The organism is Bacillus sp. BSL6 (genome assembly GCF_052928345.1).
The window spans coordinates 86,463-103,507 of record NZ_JAVGCW010000001.1 but is presented as its reverse complement, the minus strand read 5'-3'; the positions used below and the strand labels follow the sequence as shown (position 1 = coordinate 103,507).

Genomic DNA, 17,045 nt, shown 5'->3' with positions numbered 1-17,045 from the left:
GGTGATCTGTTTTCCTATTTTGATATAGGTTCTCCTGCAGTAGAATGAATGTTTACTTTCTCCGATTTCACAAACCATAGACCGAAGAAAATAATAATTCCACCGATTATTTGTTGAAACGATACATATTCATCTGCCCATACAGCTGCAAATAAAACGGCAACAAGCGGCGTTATATACATATATACCATCGTATGTGATGCCCCAATTTTTTGAACGCCTACATACCACATTACTAAACCAAATACTGTTACAAAGAAAATAGAATATAGTAAAGCAAATAGGGTCATTCCATGTGTAATGTGAAATGGCATTGTAAATACATGTGGTCCACTTAATAATAAGAGCGGAATCGCGCCAACTAATGCTGACCATGCGGTAACACGTAATGCTGAATATTTTTTAATTAATGGACCAGCTAAAACAGGATAAAGCCCCCAGCATATTGATGTAATGAGTCCAATCCCATTCCCGTAAAAAGAACTAGCCAGTGAATGCCCTGCTACTAAAACTAAAGCTGCCCCACCAAAAGCAATGGTAGAACCGATGAGCTTTCGAGAAGAAAACTTTTCTTGTTTTAAGAAAATCGCAAATACAGTTGTAAAAATAGGTGAAATAGAAATGAGTAAAGAGGCATTTGTAGCGGATGTATATTTGACAGTTTCCATAAATAACGTTTGATACAGTACAATACCTACAACGCTAACAATAATTAATCTAGGTATATCTTTTCTCTCCATATAAACCGACTTTTCAATAAAAAATGTAAGGAGTAACATAAGCGGTGCCGCTGATATCATCCGAAGTGCAGTAAACTCAATTGCTGTAAATTCTAAAAGTCCATATTTCGCAATCGTAAAATTAATCCCCCAAATGATAACGACTGCTAAAATTAATAACTCAATTCCCCATTTTCTCATGCGTATCCCCTCCGCAAATAAAATTATACAGAAAATTCAATCATATGTACATTTCATTATGTGAAAAAATCTTTTTATTGTATGAAACGTTTTGGTACATGAAATTATATCGGCGATTTTCAAAATATATCGACTTATCAACAAAAAACGACAATAATAGCGACTTATACAATAAAAAAGGTGGCTCCAAAATACGTTTTGGAACCACCTTTTCTTTACTACACTCGAACGTGTAACTTCATATTTGGATTATAAAATTGGCTCGGGCTCTTCAGCTGAAACGTCCCTCCACCTTCATGCCAATCAACTGTTAATTTATCATCCATAAATACAAGTTTTGTGCGATCTGCGATAAAATTCATTGCGCTAGATTCGATATCCACATCGCGCTCATCTTTTTCTGCTACAGCTACTAAATCGATAATTCCGCTCATTACACAACCGCAACCTTCATTATCGTAAAATAACTTTATATATTTCGCCTCATCTGGAATCGTATCCATAATTTTTTTATATGCTGCTTCTGTTACAGTAACGTACATATTCTAAACTTCATCCTCTCTTCTCGTATCCTTCATATATTGTACCACCATTTTTCTTTAAAAATATATACAGAAAATTATGAACAATATACAATGTATGTAGTAAAGGAGGTTGTATCACTCATGCTCAAATTACTGCGATACCCCATCTTCCTAGGTCTACTCGGTAGCTTTTTTATTTCTAGCGGTATGATATTACAACATATACTTCCTTATTCTCCTTCTATTGGTTGGATTTTAGGTTTTATTTGTTTCCTAACCGCTTCTTCTTCACAAAAAAGGGAAATCACTCTCAAATAAATGATTTCCCTTTTTAAAATATATTTTTTATTGTATCGGCAATATAACCTTCACCGTCGTTCCAACCCCAACTTCACTTTCAAAAATTATTTTACCGTTGTGATCTTTAATAATTTTTTCTGTAACTACTAAGCCTAAACCTGTTCCCGTTTCTTTTGTTGTGTAAAAGGCTTCATTTAGCTTCGGGATTTTGTCTTTTGGAATGCCGCAACCTTCATCCTTAACTTGAACAATGATTGCATCTTCTACAGTCACTTTAATCGTAATCGTTCCGCCAACTGACATTGCTTCAATCGCATTTTTAATTAAATTAAAAAACACTTGTTTTAATCGTTTTTCATCGCATGTAATCGATGGTATGTCTTTACTATAAATACCTTGTATGTGCACACCTTGATTTAAAGCAGGCTTCCCCATAACTCGAATAACATAAGCGATAATTTCTTCTATATTATGAACTTCTGATTCTATTGATTTAGATTTCTCAAATCCACTAAGTTCTGTAGCGATTGTATGAATTCGTTCTACTTCTTGTTTCATAATATCACTATATATTTTATCCTCTGGATATTTAACCGCTTGCTTATTTACGAATTTATCTAAATTAGCTAAAGGTCTTTTAATTTTGGAACCAATAACTGTAGCCATTTTCCCAACAGTTGCTAACTTTTCTGTTTGTTGTATTTCTTTATCCATCATCTCAAGCGTACGAACGTAAGATCGAAACCTTAAAAACATAATCCAACATATGATAGTAAATACACTATATAATGCCATCGGGATTAAAACGAGTGACGATTGAATAATGATTCCTATAAGAGCGTATTTTCCAACAAGTATGCTCGGAACTAACCAAAAATATCTTTTATTCACAAAAAGTGGGGCAAATAAAATAAAAAATCCTTCTACTATATTCCCACCATCAAACTCAGCATCACTACCGTAGTAAATCATAATATTATGGATAAAATCTAATAGATTATACCCAATTAGAATAATATACTTTACTGCAAATGGATTTTTCCATTTCATAAAGTATATTCCAATGCAAAATAAAACCACCATCAGAAAATAAAGCCATAAACCTAAACCATCTTCAAATTGTCCTACTCCTTCTTGCTCTCCTCCTATTAAAGGTACAATAAATTCGTAGGCAAGATCGTATACAAAAAATATAATGAAAAATAAACTTAAATATATTTTCAGCGCCTTCATTTCTTCATTTTTAAATATACCGTCTTTATTCATATGGTAACTCCTAGCTTTTCTCTCAATTGGATTTCATTATTTCCACACTTTTTTGGAAGAATAATATCTATTCTCGTTCCCTTATCTCTTTCACTTGAAATATGTAACATACCAAGGTGTTCGTTGACAATTCGATCTGCTACCGTAAGTCCCAAACCAATTTTATCTTGTTTTGTTGTATAAAAAGCTTCTGTAACACGAGCCACATTCTCTTTCTTAATACCGTAACCATTATCGATTACACTTAGCATTACATAATCTTGTCCTTTATTTTCTAACCGTAACTCTAATGTGCCACCTTGCTCCATTGCCTCCAGAGCATTTTTTATGACATATAGAAAAACTCCTCGCATTTTCCGCTCATCACATTCAATTTCTATCATCTTTTCTTCGATATTAGAAATAAGCTGGACAGTAGATTCATTCATTTTTTCTCGAAGAATTGCTACTGCTTGTAATACAATTTCACCTATATTATGTTTCTTATAAATAGAAGGTTTACATGTAGCAACTTCCATCAATTCACTTATCATATTATTCATATTTTCTATTTCAAAAATCATCTGTTTATAAATAGGGTCCTCTTCATGCTTCTCTCGTTGTAATTGCGTAAACCCTTTCAATGAAGCAAGTGGATTTTTAATTTCATGTCCCACTGTCGCTGCCATCTTTCCGATTACTGCTAATTTTTGTGATTCACTCGCAATCTTAATACTTTCCTTTACCGCTGAAAGGTATTGTATAAATCGATTTAAAATGATGTATGCTGCTATTAATACGAGTGTATACATAATGAGGAACATAAATCCTTTTACTTCTTTTAATACAAATAAGTAAATTACATATTTCCCTACAATAGTTGAAAGTACAAACACAAAATATTTTTTATTTAAAAATATAGGTACAAAGAAGATGAAAATAATTTCTATTATATTTCCCCCATCAAATGCCGCCTCATTATAAAGCATATACGAAAATATGTTAGCAATTTCTATTCCTATGTATGCAAATACACATGCATATTTCACAAAATTCACTTTCTCTTTTTTTATTAAATATACATTTACACCGAGTATTGCAGTTCCGCAAATAACTTGCCATAGTATGCTATGTCCCTTATCCGTTAGTGATTTATTTTCTAATACGATTGCATAGAAAATTTGGTATGAAACAACAATGACGTATAGCACCCACAAAAAGATTTTGGCATTCCTTTCTTCTTCTTTATATGATAGAAAACTTTCTTTCACTTCAACACCCCTTCAACATAATATCTCTAAGAATACCATTTATTATAATAAATGATTTTCTTATACAAACAAAGATAAATCGAACATTTGAGGAAAATCATCCCAAAATCGTGATGTTTTCAGAGGATATGCAATCATAAAAATTATAAACAATAATACGTATATTATGTGGGAGAGATTTTATATAAGTGGTAAATTAACTATCCCTCACTAATCGGGCTTTTACGGGGAATTGATGAGAAATAAGTAACTACAATCTTTCACACGTAAGAATGAAGGAAAGTTTGGTGTCTTAATAGAACGAAATCCTACACTCCTAGCGGATGAATTAAACGAAGAACTTATAAAGTTTTTGCATTCATAAAAACCTATGCCAAATCGTATCGATAGGAACGTAGTTTTCAAAAACGTTAAAATTCACACATTTCTCACAAATCAACTGATAAAACGATTATATTTTCATTTATACTAAATGTACAGGTAATACTCCCTAAACCTAGCTTGTCTGGTTACCCCGTTAAATACTATAAAAAAGAACTTGTATCGTTATACAAGTTCTTTTTGTTTCTTTTATCCCGCTTTAACGGGCAGTAAGATCCCCACCTCAAAATTCAGCAAAGCAAAGAAGTTAGGTGGGGGTCGGGCTGCCCATAAAAGTCCGATTGGTGAGGGCTGATAATCAGTGGGGGATGAAGAAAACCCCCACTGATTAAAGTTTCACTTTATTTAAAGAGGATATCTTTACTATATTGATTTCCGACGAGTAAGTCATATTGGAGCATTTTATATTGCTCTAACATTTCTTTTTGTTTCTTTGTTAAATCATTGATTACTTCTCCATTTTTATCAACTTTTAATTCATCTCTAATCACCGGTATTTCCTTGTAAAATCCCGATAAAAATTGATAAAATAAAGATTTATTTAATCCCGCATAATCAAAAATAAGATTAGAAAAATAAATTGGACTTACTACACCTAAATTATCATTTGGCATATCAAAGTTTGCGTACATTAATAGCGGCGTTTGCGCCATCGCTAAACGTTCACTCGGTGTTTTTTCATTCGTTATATACCCATTTTCTTTATAAAAAGATTTATTTGTTCCTAATGATGGAAGATGATCTCCAAAGAACACTAATAATGTAGGTCTATCTAAATTATCTAGTTGCTCTATTAAATATTGAAGGGCCTCATCTGAACGTCTTAACCCTTCTGTATACGTCTCTAATTCTCCCTTTGATTCTTCATTTTCTAGCCCGCTAATTTCTATTAGGTTTTCACCAAATCGGCCCTCTGTAAATGGAAAATGATTTTGCATCGTAACTGCATGAATAAATGTAGGTTGTTTTTGCTTCTCTAACTCAGCAATTATCTCTTTACTCATCGCTAAATCACTAATATAATCTCCATCAATATCTACATTTTCCATCGTATCAGCTGCATTAAACTTATCAAATCCTAACACCTTATATACATCATCACGTTTAAAGAATGTGCGACCAAATGAATGAATTGCACTTGTGTAATACCCTTCTTTTTTCAACGCCGTAGGGATTGATGGAATTTCTTTCTTATTTGTAATAACCTGCTGATATGGTATAGAACCTGGCTTTAACAAACTCATTGAATAACTCGTTAACGCCTCAAATTCAACGTTCGCCGTATTTCCCCCAAATGTAGGAGAAATAGTTTGTCCACCAGGAAAGTTTTCTATATAATGATGTAAATTTGGTACAGGATCTTCACTAAAAGAAAGGTTAGTTGCTTTCGTCGGATCCCAAAACGATTCACTCATTACAAAAACAATATTCGGTTTCTCTTTTTTCTTTTGGCTCCCTATATTTCCACTATATTGTTTTTTTATATCGTTTGCTATTTGAAGCATATTTTCTTTAGAATAATTTTTTGGTTTTTCCATAACTGTTGTATCTAAATTGCTAATAAACCCAAGTACAAAACCATTTGAAGCATAGTTCTCATTTTGATCCCACAAAACAAAATCTACACCTGATTTTTGAAATACTTTATTCATAAATGTGTTCGCAAAATTACCGTACGCATATAGAACAAAAATAGACCCTACTACTAATAAAGCTCTTATTCCTAGATGAGTCTTTACATTTTGAATATACCTTCTCATATATATCCCTGCTACAATACAAGCCACGATACTTAAGATAATGACAAAAATATAACTCCAGCTAAAATAGTCCATCACCATCGGTATAACAGATTGCATGTGCATAATTTGTGTGAAATCAGAAGGATACAGCGGATCACCTCTAAAAATAAGCTTTAAATAATTCACAATACCTAAAATGACTAACGCACAGCTCGTTAAAATCATACTTAGAAAAACCTTGCCTATTAAATTATAAACAAGAATGTATATTGCATAAATTGCTACAAAACTTAATATAAACTGCATGTTATACAAGTAAATCCAATTCATTGCCTCTATAAAACTCATATTAACTTGCATGACAATATAAAATAATGCTACTGTATGAGCTAGTAAAAATAATATAAAATGCACTCGTAGGGATGCCCTAAGTGTAGACATCTCTTTTTTATTAAAATGTGAAATATAAAATGTTATGCCCCATATGAAAATCATCATAACAATTAAAACAAGATTTTGATTTAAATGAGCTTTCATTATGTCTAAATTAAAAACCTTTAAAAGCATAAACAGCATAGTTATTACTAATAAAGTCACCATACTACTTATAATGCTAGAAATTAATATATTTCTTTTTGGAAGATCAAAAAGTGTAGAACCATACTTCAATTCATTCCCTCGTTTCTATGTCTTAATTTCCCCCGCATCGAAAGAACTATTTCTATTAAAATAACATATATGACATATTTCGTCTGCATACTTGATTCTATCATAAATGTATTGTCTTAATATTCCCTTAGTAAACAGTTAAATTATGGCATACAAATTACTCATTCTTGAAAAACTTAATTTCAGCATTCCACTTTATGATATAATAACTATGTTTTGGAAATCCTTAATACTATTAAAGATTTTACATGAAAATACGAAAGAATTAATAAAAAAGGAGTTGCTCATTTTTGCTTACTAAGTTTAAGAGTTTGCCTAAAGCGGTATATGCAATTTTGGCGCTTTCTTTCCTGTTGCACGTTTTTTGTTTAGTAAAACAGCCAGGATTAGATGGAGAGTTAGTCAAAGTAACATATGGTGCAAATGATGCCTTTAACTATTCGTTAACAGCTGAACAACTATTAAAACATGGTGTATTTGGTTATGTGTATTTAGAACCTAGTGAAGTTCCAGGGAAAAATGCATATATCACACCAGGTCAGCCATTACTATTAGCTGGCGCTATGATTATTTCTGATATTACATCAATTCCTTACTATTACGTAGCAACTGTTATTAACATGATTATGAACCTATGCACAGTGCTATTAGTATTCTTAATAGGAAAAGAATTGTTCGAAAAAAACATTTATGGAATTGTTGCAAGTATTTTATATGCTATTTATCCAAGTAACTATACATACTTCCGTACATTGCTAACAGAAGTTCCATCCATATTCTTATTAGCGTTATGTGTATATGTATTTGTTCTCGCATGGAAATACAATAAAGTGAAATTCCATATATGGTTTGGAATTGTCGTTTCAATTTTACTTATGTTCCGTCCAAATCCAGCTCCAATGATGCTCATTCCTGTTCTTGTTGTGTTATTTACATATGGATTTAAAGACTCCATTCGAATCGGATTGTTATGGTTTATCGGGCCTTTCTTTATTATTGGTGCATGGGTTGTTCGTAACTATTTAGCACTCAACCAATTTATTTTATTCTCAACCCAAGGTGCTGATCCATTAATTGCGGGTGCTGATCCATTTAATAAAATTGGATATGAAAATATAGTAAATGAAATGAGAGCCAAAGGCTTAGATGACAAAGGGGCATACGCAAAAGAATTAATCAAGAACGGCTTTAAGACGGACTTCACTTATTGGTTCTCTTGGTTCACTGTCGGTAAAACAATTGAATTATTCAAAACAGCTCCTGCTGTAGACCAATACCGTATTCACAACTTTATGCAACTATGTCATAGAGTGTTTATCATCGGTACATTCTTGAGCAGCTTCTGCTTCATGCTAAATTCATTTAAACATAAACGCGTTATGATGCTAGTAGCAAGTTCTATTATTTACATTATCTTCTCAAACTTATTCTTAGCAATTAATCGCTATGGATTTTTCATTAATCCCCTTATGTGCTTAATTCTTGCATACGGATTAATTCACATTGTGCAGAAGCTTCCATTCTTCCGCACGAACCAAGCATAATAAGAAAGAGGTCGTCCAACGGTGGACGACCTCTTTCTTATTACCCCACACTTTGCACACAGCCAATTTGTCCATTCTGTAATCACACTTTAATTCCGTATGTATGTGTTTCTATATTTGTCAAAATATCTTTCACAATACTACTCACTATTTTACTTATAAATGCAAGTTTTTCACAAATATTACCACAACGAAAAGAACCCGCCACAAGACAGGTTCTTTTCGTTATTTTATGATAAAAGAAAAAATCATTAGCATGTATATTATATAAAAGGAAACAGCCATATTTTCCATACGATACATACGAGTACAATAACTACAAAATCAAAAAAATCTAATCTCGGACCCTTTTTCATATTCATCTCTAGCCACATATGAACCCATTTTATCTTTGTATATTTTTGAATGTTTTTCTTTGCAAATCGGTAGATGAACACTTGCATAATAAAAAATCCCACTACAAAAATGAATAAGAAAATGAGAAAATCGACCACAAAATTCCTCCTTATTTTTGCAGCGATTTTTCTACGATATGATTTCTCAAAACCCACTCTTCAAATTGAGCACTTCCAAATTCCCAGCTAAGATCGCGAGCATGTACCGAAAAAACGTAATAGCCAGCATATTCGTCCATAAATTTACCCGTCTCGATCCCATCTTTCTGAAGACCATATGCTCCAAAATTAAAATATACATCCCACACGTCTTCATTCTTCCGTTTATAAGCAATCGATTCCATATCGCATTCTGTTCCGAAATAGTCAAGATGTAAATGTACGCTATCATCATATTCGTACTCCATTTTATCACCCCTTATATTTGTACTTCTTTATCCCCAAAAAAATTCCTGCTATCTACACTCACATGTGGGCACTTACCTACATATCATGCTTGTAGAGTGACTTCTAGGAGGTGTTATATAGTGAAAAAATTAATAGCTGTTTTTTGTATCATGTTACTAGCTGTCTTCACACTTGCTGCTTGCAGTAGTAAAAAAGAAGATACGAAAGAACAAACTCAAAATGTTCGCGTCGGCGAAGTTACCCATTCTCTCTTCTATGCCCCGTTATATGTCGGGATTGAAAAAGGATTTTTTAAAGATGAGGGATTACATGTTGACCTCCAAACAACAGCTGGAGGAGATAAAACGATGACTGCCTTATTATCTGGCGGGATTGATATTGCTCTCGTCGGTTCTGAAACGTCCATTTACGTTCATCAACAAGGAGCAAAAGATCCTATCATTAACTTCGCACAACTTACACAAACAGATGGAACATTTTTAGTTTCGCGTAAAAAATTAGATTCTTTTAATTGGAATGACGTAAAAGGTGTTACGTTTTTAGGACAGCGTAAAGGCGGTATGCCGCAAATGGTTGGAGAATACGTTTTAAAGAAAAATGGCATTGATCCTCACAAAGATACAAACTTAATTCAAAACATTGAATTTGCTAATATTGCAAATGCCTACGCATCTGGTACGGGGGAATTTGTCCAGCTCTTTGAACCGACTGCAAGTATATTTGAAAAAGAAGGAAAAGGTTATATCGTCGCTTCGTTCGGAAATGAATCTGGTACTGTTCCGTATACATCGTTCATGGCAAAAGAAAGTTTCTTGAAGAAAGATAAAGCTGCTGCTGAAAAATTCACACGGGCGCTGTATAAAGCACAACAATGGGTTGATACTCATAGCCCAGAAGAAATTGCTGATGCCGTTTCTCCGTTATTTAAAGACACTTCAAAAGACATTACAGTAAAAGTAATTGAACGGTATAAAAAGCAACATTCTTATGCGACAAATCCGCTATTAGATGCTGAAGAATGGAAACAGCTCCAAACGATTATGAAAGACGCTGGCGAATTACAAAAAGAAGTTCCACATGAAGCGCTCGTCAATACAAAAATTGCCGAGAGCGTTATTAAGAAATAGAGGCGAAGTGTATGAGCTTTTTACAAATACGTAACGTTTCTCACTGTTTTTTCGCAAAAGAGAATGCCAAATTGATTCTTGAAGATATGAGTTTACAAGTGGAAGAAGGCGAATTCATTTCGATACTCGGTCCAAGTGGTTGTGGCAAAACGACACTTCTCTCCATTATTGCTGGGCTGCTTGATCCAATTGAAGGTATCGTCTTTTTAGATGGTGAGCCCATTACAACGAAAACTTCATCTATGGGGTATATGTTGCAGCAAGACTACTTGTTTCCATGGAAAACAATTGAAGAAAATATTATGCTTGGGCTTCATATCCGAAAAATTTACGATGAACAGACGAAAGAACATACTTTACAGCTTTTAAAGCAAGTCGGTCTACATGATGTAGAGCAGCAATACCCTCGTGAACTATCCGGTGGTATGCGTCAACGTGCCGCCCTCGTTCGAACATTAGCGACCGATCCAAAAATTTTATTGCTAGATGAACCTTTTTCGGCGCTCGATTATCAAACGAAATTGAAACTAGAAGATCTCGTTTTCAGCTTACTACACAAATATAAGAAAACTTCACTACTCGTGACGCATGATATTGAAGAAGCAATTGCGATGAGTGATCGTATTTATTTACTACAAGCGAATCCCGGAAAAATTGCAAAAACATTTATCGTCCCAGAAAGCATCCGTTCCTTATCACCGTTAGAATCACGCCATCACCATGACTTCCCATCCCTCTTCCAAAATATATGGAAGGAGCTGGAGCGTCTTGGATAATATAAAGCAACTACATGAACAGTTTCGGAAAAAAGAACGCAGGCGCGCATGGTTAGCACGCTCTTTGCAGCTTTTACTGCTCATTCTTTTCTTTGCACTATGGGAAATCGCTAGCAAAAAAGAATGGATTGATCCTTTACTCTTTAGCTCTCCTTCAAGCATTTGGGAGCTCTTCCTTAATAAATGGATGGACGGTTCGCTTTTGGTTCACATATGGACGACATTACTTGAAACGGGATTAGGCTTCATTCTTGGAACAGTGCTCGGAGCTATTATCGCTACTTTCCTTTGGTGGCTACCACTTCTCGCCCGCGTACTCGATCCATATCTCGTCGTCCTAAACGCCATGCCAAAAGTAGCACTTGGTCCGATTATCATTGTAATCTTCGGCCCAAATATTTCTTCGTCAATTGCAATGGGAGTAATCATTTCTATCATCATTACCATTCTCGTTATTTACAGCGCATTTCAAGAAGTCGATTCTAACTATATAAAAGTGATGGACACATTTGGCGCAAATAAATGGCAATGTTATAAACAAGTCGTTCTCCCTGCATCTTTCCCAGCCATTATTTCAACGTTAAAAGTGAACGTTGGATTATCGTGGGTCGGTGTTATATTCGGTGAACTTCTCGTCTCTAAACAAGGCCTTGGCTACTTAATTAGCTACGGATTCCAAGTATTTAATTTCACACTTGTCTTACTGAGCGTACTACTCACATGCGTCCTCGCAACACTTATGTATGTGTTTGTTGAGGCATTTGAAAAACTTCTAATTGGGAAACGAAAAAGAAGCTGACTTAGAGCGATAGACTATAGTCAGCTTCTTTCTTTTACTTTTTATCACACATCTTTGTTTCATTTTTAACATTTCCATCCGCAACCGTAACTGTATGGAAACAATCTTTCACACGTACTGTAACGACGTTATCTTTTCGATCTATCACATGATAATCATTAAACTTTTTATCCAATGCACTACGAATTTGCTCCCCTTCAAAAATCGGAAAACCGTGAGACATTACCCAAATGAGACCAGCGACAGCAAGAATCGTTTTCATACGTTTCATTACCTCCTCGAGAGTAAACTTATAGTCCCTATAACACGCGCATTATAATTGTGTCTAAATTGTGACATTTTTATACTAATTCTATTTTATAGTGATAGTTCCTTCTTCTTTTTGATAAAAAGACAGAATTTTCAATTTTATCAACATGAAAAAACGTAAAGAACTACAATTCTTTACGTTTTCTTAGCTAACATATATAACTCGCATTAGTTAACACTTTGTTGTTCTATCGTTTTCGAAACATCATATAATCCTGCCAACACTTCCGCTCTCATTTTTACAAGCTCAGGGAATTGATAGAAAAAGGCAATTTTTTTATATTTTAACTCCGACCCTTCTTTCACCTTTTTTGAATCTTGTAAAATAAACGCTGTAAACGTATCTGCAATATCTTCCGCTACATTTGACGTTCCATACTGTGAGACAAACTCATCATGCTTTTCTTTAAAAAATTCAATTTGCGTTTCTTCACTTTCTTCTACTTTCTTTTCTGTCCACTCCTGCTCAATAGACTTCCAGAAAGAATTATAAAATTGATTAATATAAGAGTTTTCCTTCGCACATCCCTCTTGTAAGAAAAGATTTCCACATTTATTTCTGTACGTTGAAATATCTTTATCCTCTTCAAAATCCTTTATATAGTTTTCATCTACTGGTATTTGCTTATGCCCGAGCGTCAACACGTGAGCCGTCTCATGAATTAATGTTTTCATCACTTCATCAATATTTACCGCGGAATCAAGCGTATCTAAGCTAAGAGTCCAGTCTTTCGGATTCTCTATACTAGGCATAACGTGAGCAACAACACCGTCATAACCATCCGTTATTAAATCAAATTCTGTTATATTCTCGCGATATTTAGCTGGAATGAGCGTGCGATACATATCCCACAAGTCTTCATGATACCCTCTATCTTGACGTTGTTGCAGTACTTCTTCTTTCGCTTCTTTATCTTCAGCAAATATTTTATTTAAACGTTTCCGTTCTATTTTTTCAAAATAAGGATCTACAATTTCATCACCATCAATATAATAAGAAGCTAAAAAGAAATAATTTTCATCATCATCTTCTTCTTCTTTTTTCTGCTCTGCCTCTTTCATATCTGCACTTTCATGCTCTTCTATTTCATAATCTTCTACTGCTTCAAGCTCAGATAATCCATCTATTTTTTCATATACTTTTTGAAGTTTCTTATCTCCTATTTCCACACATTCTTCGTCTGTTTTACACACTTCTTTTTCTTTCACACTCTTCATAGAACTTTCGCATCCTGCTAGTAAGCCGATTGCAACGATAACCCCTACTAACTTGCCATACAGTCTCTTCATACATTCCTCCATCAATACATTCTACAAAAATATCATAATCATTTTTTAACGAATATGCGATAATAAATTATAAAAATTGTAAGGAGGTTTCCTATGATTCGGGCAGTCCTATTCGACTTAGATGGAACACTATTAGATCGTCGTCAATCTTTAGAACAATTTATTCATGATCAATATAATCGCTTTACCTCTCATTTAATGAACATAGAAAAATCCGAGTATTGTTCTCGATTTCTTGCACTCGATAATAATGGCTATACGTGGAAAGACAAAGTATATGCTACTCTCCTTTCCGAATACAACATTACTACTTTAACGTCAGAGCAACTGTTGCACGACTACATTACAAATTTTCAAAATCATTGTATCCCTTTCAAAAACATGCATGAATTACTTCAACGTTTAACACAACAAAATATTGAAATTGCCATTATCACAAACGGCTTTACTGACTTTCAAATGAATAATCTTCGCGCACTAAACATACATACGTATACAAATACAATTCTCGTTTCAGAAGCGGAAGGAATTAAAAAACCGCATCCTGAAATTTTCGAACGAGCTTTAAAAAAGCTAGATGTTAAGGCCACAGAATGCCTTTATGTTGGAGATCATCCAGAAAACGATGTGCTTGGTTCTGAACAAGTAGGGATTATTGGTGTGTGGAAGAGAGATTCATTTTGGGGTGACTTTGAGCATCCACGTATAGTGAACGATTTGTTGGAGGTGCTTTCGTTTTTAGATGTAGCCATACAAACAAGACAATAGTAAAAGGAGGCTTCGTTTCCCGAACGCCTCCGCTTCCTTTATGATTCATATACTGTAAACTGCGGTTTACTCGGATGATCTTGAACTAGCGCATCATCTGGAAACTTTGAAACTTTTTGATATAAGGCAATGTCACCCATGCAACCTGCTGTTAGTAGAATTCCTAAAAATGAGATTGATGGCATATTCGTAGCTAACCCAATTACAATTGGCAAAATTCCAGTCGGTAAAAACGGAAGCATTAACACCTTCTTCATTTGCTTTACTGTAATCGCCTGTTTAGAATGCGCATATGCAACACCTAATTTCCAATTAACGCCCCATTTTAATTCACTCCATGGTACGCCTCCGATATAGCGAAATCCTATTAAATGTATCGCTTCATGAATACAAACGAGAACAAGCATTGCGATAATAAAAAGAAACATAGTTGGTAGCGTAAATTCCAATTGAACCCCGCCTGAAAGAAATGCATGCAAAAAACTAATTCCAAATGCCAAAACAAATATTATAAGAAATGCATAGATATTTAATTTAACCATCGAAATAGTAACAGTCGTTTCTGCTCTTTTATCCATCTTCCCCCTCCTAAAATGTAAATATATCTTTACAAAATTGTATAATATACCCAAAATAACGTAAAGATATATTTACATTTTATCTTATAAAAAAAGAAATCGGCCACTTTACTTCGTAAAGCAGCCGATTTCTTCTATATGTTTCATCGTACGCGCCAATACATCGTCGCGCATTATAAAGCTAAATTTTCTATCCGTTTTAATGTTGTCAGGAATGTCTGTTAATAAAACAGATCCTTTCGTTTCTTCGTAATGCGTATGTTGTTCTACCGCACTAATTGTTGCAAAATAAATGTTTTTAATGATTATTTTGTCTTTTCCAGATACTTTATATTGTCCTAAGTAAGTTAAATCAGAAACTATGCCGCCGGTTTCTTCATGAACCTCTCGAACTGCCGCTTCTTCCGGTGTTTCCCCTAGTTCTACTTTTCCACCCGGAAATTCAAGACCGCGACGTAAATGATGCGTTAATAACCATTGATCCCCGTACCGGCATACAACCCAAACATGCTTTGGCTCAGGAGAAAATGGATAACGTTCAAACGATAATTGTACAGTGTTGTGGTAATAATCTTTAAATTTGTACATGCCATTACTCCCCTATTGATGGTTACAAGTTTTTCCTACCACAAATTGTAGCATATTCTCGCTTTTCTGCATAATATTATCCAATTATAATCCATTGATTATTCCCATTTGCGCGACTAATTCTTTCGTCTCATGATTTCCTAAATCGTAAATCATTTTATATGCTTTTTGTAGTTGTTCATCATATCGGTCATTATTTGAATCGTGATGATACTCAACAAATGGAACGTGGGAGCGTACAAATGAACCTAAATCCTCTACATATGCTTGATCGAAGTACTCTCTTAATTCCGTAATTTCCTCATCATTTGCGGAAATCTCAAAATTATACGTATCCGCTGTCTTCGCTTGTGAAATTTGACCGTTGGCTATTGATATATAATATGTTTTTTTCTGCTCCATGTAACACCCTTCTTTCATCCTTTTAATTTCTATTGTTTTCATTAATTACAAAATTATGTAAAATAAAGAAAAGGAGGGATTTTATGCTCAAAATATTAATTATCGGTATTATAATCGTCCTAGTCATATTAGTACTCTCCGTCATGACGATTAATAAAGGCTACGCTTATAAACATTCCGTCGATAAACCAGAAGATAACCCGTATACAAAAAAGAGCAAGAAGAATTCATAATACGCTTCGTATACTACTACTTATTTTAGGCCACATCATATCCAGTATTCGTTTACTAGCAGGTCAACATAACTTCCTATCACTTTCACAATTTCTATTAGGAACTTTACTCCTTTTAAACAAATAAAGAAAAAGATTTAGGAACCGGATTTATTTGGATTTTCCTCATTATTAGCTATATAAAATAACAGGGGGAATATATATGCTAAAAGGATTACAGATTACTTTTGCACTCATTGCATTATGTATAACAATATACGGATATTTTACTGGTAATAGAGAAATGATGCCTTATATGTTCATTTTCTTAGGATTAATGGCTTTCACTATAGGACTAGGAGAAATAAAACAAGACAGAAAATCTAGTGGCATACTTGCTTTTCTCGCTGGATCTGGTGCTTTATTTCTTAGTTTGTCAGAACTCTTCCGGTAAATAATCTATTTAAGGAGGAATTACATGCTAACTGGATTACGGATTGTTTTAGGACTTTTCACGCTTCTCATACTCTTTCTTTGCACTTATATCCAGATTACCGATCATTTCTCACTTCTCCCATACGTACAATTTATTCTCAGTTGTTTCTTTATTCTTGTCGGAATTAACGAAATTATATCCGGACGAAAATCCATAAGCATTCCGTTTTTTTTCGTCTCTATTCTTACACTCTTCGCTCTCATATCAAACTACCTTCGCTACGTATAGAATGAAATCTTGAGCAATTTCGTATTTACAAGCAAGTAATAAAATAGGGATTATTTTTTGTCAGTTTTTGTCG

The 17,045-nt window shown here is 34.0% G+C and carries 19 protein-coding genes and 1 pseudogene; 7 read left to right on the top strand and 13 right to left on the bottom strand.

All coding sequences use genetic code 11. From position 1 onward, the window contains the following. Positions 1-14: 14 nt before the first annotated feature. The 5 genes from RCJ96_RS00660 to RCJ96_RS00640 all read right to left on the bottom strand — a co-directional run bounded on the left by RCJ96_RS00660 (position 15) and on the right by RCJ96_RS00640 (position 7,052). A complete protein-coding gene (locus RCJ96_RS00660; protein WP_416504478.1) occupies positions 15-920 on the bottom strand; it encodes a DMT family transporter in 906 nt (301 codons plus the stop codon). 218 nt (positions 921-1,138) lie between these two features. Beyond that, positions 1,139-1,462, bottom strand: a complete 324-nt coding sequence (locus RCJ96_RS00655) for an iron-sulfur cluster biosynthesis family protein (protein ID WP_074610503.1) — start codon at positions 1,460-1,462, stop codon at positions 1,139-1,141. 327 nt (positions 1,463-1,789) lie between these two features. Next, positions 1,790-3,010: an ATP-binding protein gene (locus tag RCJ96_RS00650; RefSeq protein WP_446699712.1), complete on the bottom strand. Its 1,221-nt coding sequence runs from the start codon at positions 3,008-3,010 to the stop codon at positions 1,790-1,792. Then, positions 3,007-4,260 (bottom strand): ATP-binding protein, encoded by a 1,254-nt coding sequence (locus RCJ96_RS00645; RefSeq protein WP_270796666.1) that lies wholly within the window; start codon positions 4,258-4,260, stop codon positions 3,007-3,009. Before RCJ96_RS00645 ends, RCJ96_RS00650 begins: the two co-directional genes overlap by 4 nt. A 722-nt stretch (positions 4,261-4,982) precedes the next feature. After that, positions 4,983-7,052, bottom strand: a complete 2,070-nt coding sequence (locus tag RCJ96_RS00640; RefSeq protein ID WP_242304770.1) for an LTA synthase family protein — start codon at positions 7,050-7,052, stop codon at positions 4,983-4,985. Positions 7,053-7,342: 290 nt separating this feature from the next. Here RCJ96_RS00640 and RCJ96_RS00635 point away from each other — a divergent pair, with 290 nt between their 5' ends. Further along, entirely contained in the window at positions 7,343-8,596 is a 1,254-nt protein-coding gene (locus tag RCJ96_RS00635; RefSeq protein WP_000956217.1) for a glycosyltransferase family 39 protein, read from the top strand. Between the two features lie 82 nt (positions 8,597-8,678). On the opposite strand, the pseudogene RCJ96_RS00630 reads toward RCJ96_RS00635, so the two are convergent. From RCJ96_RS00630 to RCJ96_RS00620, 3 genes and pseudogenes are all read right to left on the bottom strand, one after another. After that, positions 8,679-8,753, bottom strand: a pseudogene (locus RCJ96_RS00630) (DUF2196 domain-containing protein); the annotation flags it as partial. Between the two features lie 106 nt (positions 8,754-8,859). After that, the gene (locus RCJ96_RS00625) at positions 8,860-9,090 is read right to left on the bottom strand and encodes a hypothetical protein (protein ID WP_416504479.1); all 231 of its coding nucleotides are present in this window, start codon (positions 9,088-9,090) and stop codon (positions 8,860-8,862) included. A gap of 11 nt (positions 9,091-9,101) precedes the next feature. Next, positions 9,102-9,398 carry a DUF3986 family protein gene (locus RCJ96_RS00620; RefSeq protein ID WP_074610625.1) on the bottom strand — a complete coding sequence of 99 codons (297 nt, stop codon included), beginning with the start codon at positions 9,396-9,398 and terminating at the stop codon, positions 9,102-9,104. A 120-nt stretch (positions 9,399-9,518) separates the two neighbouring features. On the opposite strand from RCJ96_RS00620, the gene RCJ96_RS00615 reads away from it, so the two are divergent. From RCJ96_RS00615 to RCJ96_RS00605, 3 genes are read left to right on the top strand one after another with little or no spacing between them, the layout of a single operon-like run. Then, positions 9,519-10,526, top strand: a complete 1,008-nt coding sequence (locus RCJ96_RS00615; RefSeq protein WP_139302914.1) for an ABC transporter substrate-binding protein — start codon at positions 9,519-9,521, stop codon at positions 10,524-10,526. 11 nt (positions 10,527-10,537) lie between these two features. Then, positions 10,538-11,302 carry an ABC transporter ATP-binding protein gene (locus RCJ96_RS00610; protein ID WP_000009044.1) on the top strand — a complete coding sequence of 255 codons (765 nt, stop codon included), beginning with the start codon at positions 10,538-10,540 and terminating at the stop codon, positions 11,300-11,302. Then, entirely contained in the window at positions 11,295-12,101 is an 807-nt protein-coding gene (locus RCJ96_RS00605) for an ABC transporter permease (RefSeq protein WP_074610622.1), read from the top strand. The genes RCJ96_RS00610 and RCJ96_RS00605 overlap by 8 nt, the downstream gene beginning before the upstream one ends. Before the next feature lie 34 nt (positions 12,102-12,135). Here the strand turns inward: RCJ96_RS00605 and RCJ96_RS00600 are convergent, their stop codons facing one another. After that, positions 12,136-12,363, bottom strand: coding sequence for a hypothetical protein (locus tag RCJ96_RS00600; protein WP_000849109.1), 228 nt, complete (start codon positions 12,361-12,363; stop codon positions 12,136-12,138). A 215-nt stretch (positions 12,364-12,578) separates the two neighbouring features. Continuing rightward, positions 12,579-13,700: a recombinase family protein gene (locus RCJ96_RS00595; RefSeq protein WP_416504480.1), complete on the bottom strand. Its 1,122-nt coding sequence runs from the start codon at positions 13,698-13,700 to the stop codon at positions 12,579-12,581. A gap of 93 nt (positions 13,701-13,793) precedes the next feature. Between RCJ96_RS00595 and RCJ96_RS00590 the strand changes: the two genes are divergently transcribed. Continuing rightward, the gene (locus tag RCJ96_RS00590) at positions 13,794-14,468 is read left to right on the top strand and encodes an HAD family hydrolase (protein WP_074610618.1); all 675 of its coding nucleotides are present in this window, start codon (positions 13,794-13,796) and stop codon (positions 14,466-14,468) included. A gap of 38 nt (positions 14,469-14,506) precedes the next feature. Here the strand turns inward: RCJ96_RS00590 and RCJ96_RS00585 are convergent, their stop codons facing one another. The 3 genes from RCJ96_RS00585 to RCJ96_RS00575 form a co-directional block, all read right to left on the bottom strand. Continuing rightward, positions 14,507-15,046, bottom strand: coding sequence for a DUF3267 domain-containing protein (locus RCJ96_RS00585; RefSeq protein ID WP_416504481.1), 540 nt, complete (start codon positions 15,044-15,046; stop codon positions 14,507-14,509). Positions 15,047-15,154: 108 nt separating this feature from the next. Then, positions 15,155-15,634: an antimutator 8-oxo-(dGTP/GTP)ase gene (mutTA, locus tag RCJ96_RS00580; RefSeq protein ID WP_000276389.1), complete on the bottom strand. Its 480-nt coding sequence runs from the start codon at positions 15,632-15,634 to the stop codon at positions 15,155-15,157. Between the two features lie 84 nt (positions 15,635-15,718). Next, positions 15,719-16,036 (bottom strand): hydrolase, encoded by a 318-nt coding sequence (locus tag RCJ96_RS00575; RefSeq protein WP_074606838.1) that lies wholly within the window; start codon positions 16,034-16,036, stop codon positions 15,719-15,721. A gap of 83 nt (positions 16,037-16,119) precedes the next feature. On the opposite strand from RCJ96_RS00575, the gene ytzI reads away from it, so the two are divergent. Beyond that, positions 16,120-16,269 carry a YtzI protein gene (gene ytzI / locus RCJ96_RS00570; protein ID WP_139302724.1) on the top strand — a complete coding sequence of 50 codons (150 nt, stop codon included), beginning with the start codon at positions 16,120-16,122 and terminating at the stop codon, positions 16,267-16,269. A gap of 202 nt (positions 16,270-16,471) precedes the next feature. Beyond that, positions 16,472-16,702, top strand: coding sequence for a YczI family protein (locus RCJ96_RS00565; protein ID WP_000911967.1), 231 nt, complete (start codon positions 16,472-16,474; stop codon positions 16,700-16,702). The last annotated feature ends 343 nt before the right edge of the window (positions 16,703-17,045 follow it).

Bases quoted from the DNA above. Each gene is read 5' to 3' on its own strand.
- ytzI (WP_139302724.1), top strand. From the start codon at position 16,120: ATGCTCAAAATATTAATTATCGGTATTATAATCGTCCTAGTCATATTA.
- RCJ96_RS00565 (WP_000911967.1), top strand. From the start codon at position 16,472: ATGCTAAAAGGATTACAGATTACTTTTGCACTCATTGCATTATGTATA.
- RCJ96_RS00585 (WP_416504481.1), bottom strand. From the start codon at position 15,046: ATGGATAAAAGAGCAGAAACGACTGTTACTATTTCGATGGTTAAATTA.
- RCJ96_RS00590 (WP_074610618.1), top strand. From the start codon at position 13,794: ATGATTCGGGCAGTCCTATTCGACTTAGATGGAACACTATTAGATCGT.
- RCJ96_RS00575 (WP_074606838.1), bottom strand. From the start codon at position 16,036: ATGGAGCAGAAAAAAACATATTATATATCAATAGCCAACGGTCAAATT.
- RCJ96_RS00655 (WP_074610503.1), bottom strand. From the start codon at position 1,462: ATGTACGTTACTGTAACAGAAGCAGCATATAAAAAAATTATGGATACG.
- RCJ96_RS00660 (WP_416504478.1), bottom strand. From the start codon at position 920: ATGAGAAAATGGGGAATTGAGTTATTAATTTTAGCAGTCGTTATCATT.
- RCJ96_RS00600 (WP_000849109.1), bottom strand. From the start codon at position 12,363: ATGAAAACGATTCTTGCTGTCGCTGGTCTCATTTGGGTAATGTCTCAC.
- mutTA (WP_000276389.1), bottom strand. From the start codon at position 15,634: ATGTACAAATTTAAAGATTATTACCACAACACTGTACAATTATCGTTT.
- RCJ96_RS00620 (WP_074610625.1), bottom strand. From the start codon at position 9,398: ATGGAGTACGAATATGATGATAGCGTACATTTACATCTTGACTATTTC.
- RCJ96_RS00610 (WP_000009044.1), top strand. From the start codon at position 10,538: ATGAGCTTTTTACAAATACGTAACGTTTCTCACTGTTTTTTCGCAAAA.
- RCJ96_RS00650 (WP_446699712.1), bottom strand. From the start codon at position 3,010: ATGAATAAAGACGGTATATTTAAAAATGAAGAAATGAAGGCGCTGAAA.
- RCJ96_RS00595 (WP_416504480.1), bottom strand. From the start codon at position 13,700: ATGAAGAGACTGTATGGCAAGTTAGTAGGGGTTATCGTTGCAATCGGC.